Origin of the sequence: Ensifer sp. YR511, from assembly GCF_900103045.1 — a bacterium.
In the GTDB taxonomy this organism is placed as follows: domain Bacteria; phylum Pseudomonadota; class Alphaproteobacteria; order Rhizobiales; family Rhizobiaceae; genus Ensifer; species Ensifer adhaerens.
The window spans coordinates 1-8,488 of the sequence record NZ_FNGR01000071.1; the positions used below are offsets into that span (position 1 = coordinate 1).

The 8,488-nt window shown below is 60.0% G+C and carries 5 protein-coding genes and 1 pseudogene; all 6 read left to right on the forward strand.

Features of this window, described 5'->3' with window-relative positions:
* Positions 1–288: integrase core domain-containing protein (locus BLU15_RS38480; protein ID WP_143034368.1), on the forward strand; the 288-nt coding region annotated here is incomplete at its 5' end.
* A 254-nt stretch (positions 289–542) separates the two neighbouring features.
* On the forward strand, positions 543–1,523 hold the full coding sequence (locus BLU15_RS38485; RefSeq protein ID WP_090302535.1) for a helix-turn-helix transcriptional regulator: 981 nt from the start codon (positions 543–545) through the stop codon (positions 1,521–1,523).
* A 72-nt stretch (positions 1,524–1,595) separates the two neighbouring features.
* Positions 1,596–4,157, forward strand: a complete 2,562-nt coding sequence (locus BLU15_RS38490; RefSeq protein ID WP_090302536.1) for a PD-(D/E)XK nuclease family protein — start codon at positions 1,596–1,598, stop codon at positions 4,155–4,157.
* Complete coding sequence (locus tag BLU15_RS38495) at positions 4,150–7,305, forward strand: UvrD-helicase domain-containing protein (protein ID WP_090302538.1); 3,156 nt, start codon at positions 4,150–4,152, stop codon at positions 7,303–7,305. The genes BLU15_RS38490 and BLU15_RS38495 overlap by 8 nt, the downstream gene beginning before the upstream one ends.
* A 234-nt stretch (positions 7,306–7,539) precedes the next feature.
* Entirely contained in the window at positions 7,540–8,121 is a 582-nt protein-coding gene (locus tag BLU15_RS38500; protein ID WP_090302540.1) for a hypothetical protein, read from the forward strand.
* Between the two features lie 106 nt (positions 8,122–8,227).
* Positions 8,228–8,488, forward strand: a pseudogene (locus BLU15_RS39940) (transposase); the annotation flags it as partial.

Below are 8,488 nucleotides of genomic sequence, written 5' to 3' on the forward strand. Positions count from 1 at the left end.
ACCGACAACGGCTCCTGCTTCATCGCCAAGGACACCGCATCCTTGCTCCGCGAGATCGGCATGGAACCGTGCACGACACCGGTGCGAAGCCCACAGTCGAACGGCATGGCCGAGGCGTTCGTCAAAACATTCAAGCGCGATTACGTCTCGGTGAACCCCACCCCGGATGCTGAAACAGTCATCGCTCAACTGCCGTTCTGGTTCGAGCATTACAACAATCTTCACCCGCATAGTGCTTTAGGATATCAATCACCGCGCGAGTTCATCAACTCGCAATCTCAAACCTGAGCATGTCCGGTCTTTTGGGGGCAACTCCACTTTATTTAAGACCCGCGGAGTGGGCACCTGTATCTCGACCCCTTCCCATTCCTCGGCCAGTTTTGGGCGCGGTACGCTTACTTCCTGCCCTTGATCACTCCTGTGGATGTGGAGCTCCGCGTTCACTTTCAAAAGGGAGCAAACTTGGTCAAATTCGGGCGGCCATTCTCCGGGAAACCAGAAGATTCAATCTTTGACGTGCATTTGCCAGTCGTGGGGACCTGATGTCGTTCGAAAAAGCACTCGTCTTGCTCGAGCTTACCGAAATGGCGCGCGCCAGCCATGAAGGCGTGACGCTTGAACAAATTCGAGAACGCTTTCAGGTCTCGCATCGTACGGCGCAACGGATGACCGGTGCGTTGGAAGCGGCATTTCCGCACGCTGTTCACGTCACCATCGACCATGAGCGACGCAGTCGCTGGCGAATCCGCGGCACGACGCTCGCTACACTGGCTCTTCGAGGTGACCGCGAGCTCGCCGCCCTCGACCTCGTAATTGCCCAGCTGGTTGGCTCTGGCGATAAGGACACCGCCTCCATCCTCGAATCTTTACGAGATCGCCTCCTCGCCGCCCTGCCGGAACGCACCGCGCTGAGAACAGAGGCCGACGCAGAAGCGCTTATCGCTGCGCACGGGTTACTGGCTCGTCCAGGCCCGATCGCGAAGTTCGACAATAAAACGTCCGAAATCATCTCCGAGGCGCTGCGCGGTCCTTACCGCCTCCGCTTCACCTATCGCGGCACGCAGCGGACGATCGAGCCCTACGGCATCCTCGTGGGTACGAGGCGATACCTCGTCGCCCGCGACCCAAAGCGGACGGACGGAAACCTTCGTCGGTTCCGCATTGACCTGATCGAAGACCCGCAAGTGCTTCCGGACTCGTTTTCTCTTCCGGCAGACTTTTCGCTCGCTCAGCACGCCATGCTCGGCTTCGGTTCGTACCACGCTCCGGGCGAATATCAGGAAACGATCTGGCGCTTTTCGACGGTCGCCGCACCCCATGCGCGCGAATGGCGGTTCCATCCTGAGCAGACGACCACCGAGCTTCCCGACGGCAGGTTCGAGGTACGCTTCTCAGCGTCGGGCTGGGTTGAAATGGCGTGGCATCTTTTGCAGTGGGGTCTTCACGTTGAGGTCGTCGCTCCCAAACAGTTAAGACAGCAACTGGAAGACGTTCGGAGGGGAGCGGTAGAGGTCTTTCCCTGAGCATGCCAGATTTTGACACCCGCCTTAGTTTAGAACATTCGAAATTTAAGTGAATTGCGTTCTGGAGCTCCGATGCGTCTTTCCCCTCTTGAGACCCGATCACCGACAACGGGCGCAGAGCGCCCAGTCACTCCGGACCTCCTCGCCTCAACATTCCTTGCTCCTCGGGCTGCAGCCTATGAACTCGCGGACATCTTGCAGGACTTTAACGCTCCATGGAGCAACAGCTACGCCGTGGCTCCCGACGAGGTTAGCCAGCATATCGCCGTTGCGCTGAGGCAACTCGCTCTCGCCACGTCCGGCCTGTCGGTCCAAGCCATCGATTTATCCAATCTACCTAGCGGTCGCGCACGCGACCATCTCGCTGCCCTGAAATTGCTCTGGGAGCGGATGGACGATGCATTGCCCGAAGACCTCCATATAGCGCGGCACGTTCTTGGCTGTTCAAGTGACGATGCTTTGGAGCCGCTGCCGATCATTGGCGGCCCCTGCCCCTACGAGTCCCGCGCCGAAGCAGCGTTACGGGCGCACCTCTCCGCGCTTTTCGGCGCGGTTCCCGAGTCAGCGAGCATCAATCTGGGAAATGGGGCGTTGGGCCATGTCCAGCGGCATCTCCTCGACACGAGTCCCCCCGTTGCGCCTGACGATACCCTGCAGGTCTTCGGTTTGCGCGATCCGCGCGAGGAAATCAGCTTTGCAGCAGCCCGGACGCAGGCGCTGATCAGACAGGGCTATCGAGCACAGGACATCGGCCTGCTTGTGCCCGATGACCCGGCGTACCAGCTGGCAATTGACCCAGCCTTTAATCGCATCGGGCTCCAGCTCTCAGGCATGGCAGCCCCGCTATCCTTGCGTGACCATGCCGGTGAATTTCTAACCAATCTTCTCGCAGTCTTGCGAGGCCCCGCTCCGCGCATGGCGCTTGCAAGCCTTTGCCTCTCGCCGCTTGCGCAGTGGCCCGCTGACGCTGGCCGCGATTTCGCGAGCGAGTACATCGAGAGCGGCTGGTCCAGGGCGACCCGCGAGTATAATGGACCGGGTTCAAAGATTTTCGACGAGCTACGGCCTGTTTCCTCACCGGGGCAGCTCATCGCCAGACTCTGCTCGATCGCCAACGAACTGGTCGATCCCGCGCTATTGATGCCGCGGATCAACGCGCTACGGCCGCTTCTTAAAGGCGACTACATCGATTGGAACTCTCTCGCCCGCGTTGCGGCTCCCGGAGCACTCAGCCCGGATGGAGAAGGTCGGTTCGTCGAAGGTGTCTCGGTTTTCAGCGAGACGGCCCTGCCATGGCGCTCGGTCCGCCACCTCATCGTTGCGGGGGCTGCCGGAACCTATTGGCCGCGCCCGGTCGCCGCCAATCCATTCTTCACCGAAAGCGAAATCGTGATGATAGAGGGGGCGACTGATCTCAAGCTCCCGTCGCGCCGTCAGACACTTGCCCGGCGTCTCGAACTGTTTCGTCGCCAGCTTGGCGCAACTACCGACGACATCACACTGACCGCCTCGGCCCGTGATCTTGAAGGTAAGCAACTTGCCCCTACGACAGGGCTTTCGCTGATAGCGCGCGCACTCGGTGCGAAAGACGCTGAAGCCCTCATTACTGACGCAGTCGGCCAGTTTCAGTCTTCGCAAGCTCTAAGGGGCGCAATGACGTCCGATGCCCACTGGGACGAAGAAAACACGCGCCCCGTTTTGCCCGAAGGATCCGAAATCGACATTCCGGGCGACCCCTTCGCTCTACGCAAGGCTGCGGACGGCGCGACGAAGCCGCAATCGCCCTCTCGGCTGGAGACGCTTCTGGTTTCGCCGCTTGGATGGCTCCTTGGCGAAATCGGCGCGGAAGACCGAACATGGGTTCCGGAGTCCCTTGACGTCCTAACGCTGGGCAAGCTCGTCCATAGCACTTTGGAAACGCTCTTTCCAGAAGGAGCGAGTGGCTTGGACGAAACGGCAATCCGCGTGGCATTTCCGGCCGCCTTTGAGACCGCTGTCAGCCAAACGGCCCCCTGGCTCGATGGTGACAACTGGGTCAGCGAGCGTACCAACCTTGCCAGAGAGGCGCTCGAGGCTTCACTCAACTGGGGTCGTTTCCTGATTGACAATGGTGCCCGGGTCCGCCGCGTCGAAACCTTGCTTTCCGGCGTCTATCACCACCTATCCATCAACGGTCGCGCAGATTGCCTCCTTCATCTGGCGGATGACCGCATAATGGTCGTGGATCACAAGCGCTCGAGCTCTTCCTCACGCCGCAGGCGAATGGAAGCATCGGCAGATCTCCAGGTCGAGCTTTACCGTCGAATGATCCCAACGACACCAGAGTTTGCCGAGATCACCCCGGATCGCATCGTCACTGCTTACCACTGCACACTTGATGGTCGGGTGGTTACCGGACCTGAAGGCAAAGGACTGAAAGGCGTGGTCACCGTCAACGGTCAAATCGGATCGGCGGCCGACGATATCGTGTCTTGGCACATCAAGAATCTTTCGAAGGGGCGGCTTGCACTCAACCTCGCATCGGATACGCAGACGTTCGAGAAAAAGCTCGGCATCAAACCCTATGCGCTCGACAATCCGTTGGTAGCCGCTTTCCTTCTCCCCGACCCAAGCCTGGAGGACACCAATGTCTGACCGCATCACACTGGTTCCTGCCGGCGCAGGCTCAGGCAAGACATACCGGATCGAAACCACGCTCGCAGATCTTGTTGTCTCAGGCGAGGTATCGGCGGATCGCATCCTCGCGGTCACATTCACCGAAGTAGCGGCCTCCGACCTGCGTACCCGTATCAGGGGCGCCCTTCTGGCCAGGGGGCGTATCGACGAGGCTTTGGCGATTGACAGCGCCTATGTCGGCACGATCCACGCGCTCGGTCTCCGGCTGCTAACAGAGCATACATTTGCCGCGGGCCGCTCTCCTGCAAGCCGGCTGTTATCGGACTCAGAGCGAGACCTCCTCATCCGCCAGCAGATCGGTCGTGCTCCCGCCCTCACCCCGATCCTGAACGCGCTTCCGCGCTTTGGCTATGTATGGGATCGTAATTCGGACGCCACTGGCGAAGAACGGCTACGCAAAAAGGTCATGCAAACCATTGACCTGCTGCGCTCACTGGGGCAGCGCGGAGCGGCCTCGGAGATCATTGATCCGGCCATCGCCGACCTGCGCGCGACCTACGGCACCACGAAGGACGCAGTCCGGCTCGAAATGGCCTTGTCTCGGGCGGTGAATACCCTGCTCGCTTCGTTCCCGGAAAGCATCGCCGAAACCGTTTCCGCGAAATCGGCCAAGGAAGACTTCGGCAAGGACTTCGAGGCGCTCCGTCGCGCCGCGCGAACGGACGCCCTCCGCAGCGATTGGGCGCTGTGGCAAAAACTGCGCAAGCTGCGGCTGTCTAACAGCAAGACTAAGACGCCCGAGGGCTACGACCCGCTCACCAGTGCCGTCATCGCAGCCGCCGACGAGCTTCGCTACCATCCGGGGCCGCTCTTGGACGCCGAAAGGCATTTGACGGCTTTGGTCCTCGGCGCACAGGAGATCATGAGCGCTTATGAGACCGAGAAGCGCGCCAGAGGATTGATCGACTACGCCGACATGATCGTCGAAACAGAAGTCTTGCTACGCACGCGCCCGGACATTCTCGATGCAGTATTGGCCGAGATCGACTGCGTCGTCATCGATGAATTTCAGGACACGAACCCGGTGCAGTTCGCGATGCTGTGGCGACTTGCCGCCCGTGCAGCCCGCGCGTTGATCGTCGGCGACCGCAAACAGGCTATCATGGGCTTCCAGGGCGCCGACCCACGCCTGTCTGAAGCGCTCGACGCTGCACACCCAACGAGTGTCGATCCGCTGACCCAGAATTGGCGCTCCGACCCGAGGATCATGGCGTTCGTCAACGCGATTGGTCCGGCTCTCTTCCCGGGCGGGTACGATGCACTCGACCCGGTGCGGCCCGAGACCGGTCAGACAGCACTCGAATTTATCGAGTTCGATGGGAGCAAGGCGAAAGTCTTCGAAGGGATTGCCGCTCATGCCCGTGATCTCATCGACCAGAAGACCCCGATCATTGATAAGAGTACGCAGGAAACTCGTCAGGTTCGCCCGGCGGACATCGCGATTTTGGTCTATTCGGGTATCGACGCCCGAAGGGTCGCAACATCGCTGCGTGCCTTGGGGCTTCCGGTTCGTCTTGCCGAAGACGGCTGGTTCCTGTCCCAGAGCATCCAGGTAGCGCGTGCCGCACTGGCTCTTGTGGCCGACCCAACTGACCGCTTGGCAGCGCTGCTCCTGTTGTCGCTGGGGCCGGACCGCATGTCTCTGGATGCTTCGCTGGCTGCGGCGATCGACGACAACCTCATTCAATTCGACCGTGTCCGAGCACTTGCCGCATTCGCAGAGGAGGCCCGTCATCTTACCGTCTCCGCCGCGCTACCTCGTGTGCTGCAGATTGCAGGTATCGCAGAGTGGATTTCGACGTTGCCCGACAGAGCGGCTGCGGAAGCTGAGCTTGGTCGGCTCTTTGCCGAGGCCAGTGCTTTCGACAGCGCTGAGACAAGCTTGCGTGAAGCCGTAGGTTTCCATGGCAACTCTCTTCAATCCTTCCTCGGCTGGCTCGCCGACCAGGCTGAACGCGGCCTCGACCATCGGCCCGACCGCGAGGGTTGGGAGGTCGAAGGCATCGAAGTCTCTACCTGGCATGCATCCAAGGGACGTGAGTGGCCGATCACGATTGTCGGCGGCATGGACTTCTCGTTCCCGGAACGCGGCAATACGATGCGAGCGGAGTTCACATCGTTCGGTAACTTCAACAACGTGCTGGATTCTGCCGGGCTGAGCTGGTTTCCGAGCTTCGACTGTCCCGAGGCGCAAAGCGTCTTTGCCGACAGACGCGTCGAACAGGATGAACGTGAGGCCGCCCGCGCCCTTTACGTTGCGCTGACGCGCGCCCGTGATCGCTTGGTTCTGGCTTTGCCATCAAAACAGGGAAGCCCAGACGAACGTCCTGAGACCATGGCAGACCTCCTCCGCCGACGGACGCAACTCCACCTCGGATCAGGCACGGTTGCGGTATGCGGGCAAAAACTTCCGGCGCTTTGCCGCGCGATTCCCAAGGATACCGAATACGCCTATCCGGAAGCATCGGTCGATTCTGGCGTTCACAAGGTATGGGGTGTTGGCGAGACTTCCGAAGCGGCTGCGCGAACGCCATGGCGCAATAGCCCTTCAAGTCTCGCTGCGCGGGATGGCGGGCTTAGGCCAGCACTCACTCATATCGATCTCGGAGTTCCAGTCGCGAGGCAAAAGTTCGGTTCAGCCACGGAACGCGGTACCGCCTATCACCTGGCCTTTCGGGTTCTCGCCGAGCGGCCTGATTTTGCTCCGCGGCTCCCGGCTGCGACTGGTCTTTCCGACGATACGATCAAAGGCATAGAAGGTCAGGTAAGTTCTTTGCGAAGCTGGCTCGGCGGTCTTGGTTTCCATCAACTGAGCTTCGAGTTACCGCTTCAGCTTCGCGCCGACGATGGCTCGGAAACCAACGCCATCATCGATCTCCTGGCGGAAAGCGACGACGCGCTCATGATCGTTGACCACAAGACTGGCCCCTGCCCCGATCCCAATGTGCGGTTCGGAGAGTATCTGCCGCAACTGCGCGCCTATGCAGACTTGCTATACGCCCAATACCCGGCGAAGCCTGTGCGTTTCCTTGTCATCAACTGGATGGACGAAGGGCAGATCAGCGTTGCGGATGTCGCCACTCTAGTAACGGAGGAGGCTGCCTGATGTTCTATCTAACCGACACTGCTGCGAGGATGCCATTGTACTGAAGCCCTGGTCACCCTTCTCAGCCGGTACAACCCGACGGTCGACCCGCATCGAAGTGCGTGGAGTGCCTAAGGATTCCAGCTGATTGAGGGCAGAGGAGGGTGACGGAGAGCAACAGTGTGAAAATCGTTGTTACCGATGAGGCCGCCGTCTATTTCGCGAATACCGGGCAGCCGATGGAACGGAAAATCGATGAATGAACAAATCAAGCAAGCGAAGCCACGGTTCGAAACTCGTACCGACGTCGTTCCGGAGCTTTGGCAGTTTATCAACGGGCTTCGTTCGGACGATCTGGTGGCCGAGCTCATCCAGAACGAGATCGACGCCGGCTCCACGCACACTGTGCTCAGGTTCGAAGCGGATCGTTTTTTGTGTTCAGGAAACGGAGATCCGGTCGACGAGGACGGTTGGGAGCGCCTGAAGTATCTTCGCGGAGCCGGCGATCTTGCACCCCGCAAGCGAAGCATGATCGGCGTCAAGAATCACGGGCTAAAGGCTTGCTTCACGATCGGTGACGACATCTTCATTCGATCGAATGGCCGATATGCTCAGCAGACGCTTTATCGCGATGGGCATGACAGGCCTGCCGTTCCGGGCGCCAGCCAAGACTTCATGGCCGATCCCTCGGCTCCGATAGGTCGTGGGACAGTTATCGAAGTTAGGTACCGCAACCGCAGCATCCGCACTCAGCAAGGTGAGCCCATAGAGTTGGGCATCTGCGACGCTGCGCACGTCGAGAAGCTTTTTCGAGCCGCAGCTTCCGAAATACTATAGCGCGGCGATCAGGATGAGACGCGCATTGCCTCGCCTGAACTGCTCCCTGAGAATGGGTTATTGCCTCATCTAAATTGCTCCCGACGAATCAACCTCGGGAGCTGTGATGAGGAAGGTAAGCATGGCGACACGTGCGGAATTGGTGGCGGCGATCAGTTGTCGCTATGTGTTAGGCGGGCGGGCCGAGAAGGCGAGGATGTTAGACGAGTTCGTGGCGCTCACGGGCTTTCATCGCAAGCATGCGATGCGACTGCTGCGAGGAGAACGCGAACCGGCGAAGGGTGGTCCTCGACCAGGGCGCCGGGTTTATGGCGATGACGTGCGGGCAGCGCTCGTCGTTGTTTGGGAGGCGTCGGATCGAATTTGC